Annotated in this window: 1 protein-coding gene; it reads right to left on the reverse strand. The window is 74.8% G+C overall.

Features of this window, described 5'->3' with window-relative positions:
* Positions 1-936, reverse strand: a 936-nt coding sequence (locus CQZ88_RS30155; protein ID WP_102799124.1) for an integrase, incomplete at both ends; no start/stop codon positions are given.

Below are 936 nucleotides of genomic sequence, written 5' to 3' on the forward strand. Positions count from 1 at the left end.
TCCGGTCTGGCGCATGATGGCGTGCACGCTCGCGCCGTTGCGGAAGGCCTGGGTGACGAACCCGGCCCGCAGCGAATGCCCGCCGAGCTGCTGGACGATCTCGGGGTCGTAGCCGGCGAGTGCGGCGCGGCGGCGGATCGCGTGGTGCACCGCCGCCCCCGACAACGCCGTGGCCGACAGGTTGCCGTTCTTACGGACCGCGCGCAACAACGGCACTCCTCCCCCGGCGCGGGGACGGGGGCCGCGGCACACGTGCGCCGCGAACGGCTCCGCAGTCCGCAGCAGCCGGATGACCCCGGGCCGGCCGCCGGTGTCGAACGCGGCGACCATCTGCGCCCACCGCAGCCACGCGCACGGCGGACAACTCGTGTGCGACGCCGTGAACGGCAAGGCCCGGACCGTGCCGCGGCCCTCCTGATCCGTCTTCGATTTCCGGAGGCGGATGTGCAGGCCGTCGAGCCGGTGCAAACTGACGTCCCCGCAGGTGAGGGCGACGAGTTCGCTGCGGCGGAAGGCCCCGGCGAACCCGAGCAGCAGGATCGCAGCATCGCGGCGTTCGACCACCTCGTCGGCCCAGCCCCGGCAGTCGGCGCGGGCCTTGTCGACGATGGCGAGGATGTCGGCGGTGAGCAACGGGGCCCGCGGGCTGCGGGGCCGGTCCCCGGCGGTGGCGTAGCCGCGGCGGATCCCGGACATCGCCTGGCGGACCAGGTCGTCGCCGGTCGGACTCGGGTGGCCGGTCTGGCGGTGATGGTGGGCGATCGCGGCGAGGCGATGGGCGAGGGTGGCCGGGGCGTAGGCCCGCTGTCCCGCCTCGGTGACGGTGTCGGCGCACGCGACGAGGTAGGCGGCGACGGTGACCGGGTGCGCCGGCAGCGCGGTGTGGCCTTCCCGCTGGCACCAGGTGGTGAAGGCCCGCCACGCGGAGGCGTAGGT

This window comes from Rhodococcus sp. ENV425 (assembly GCF_002887785.1).
GTDB lineage: Bacteria > Actinomycetota > Actinomycetes > Mycobacteriales > Mycobacteriaceae > Rhodococcus > Rhodococcus aetherivorans.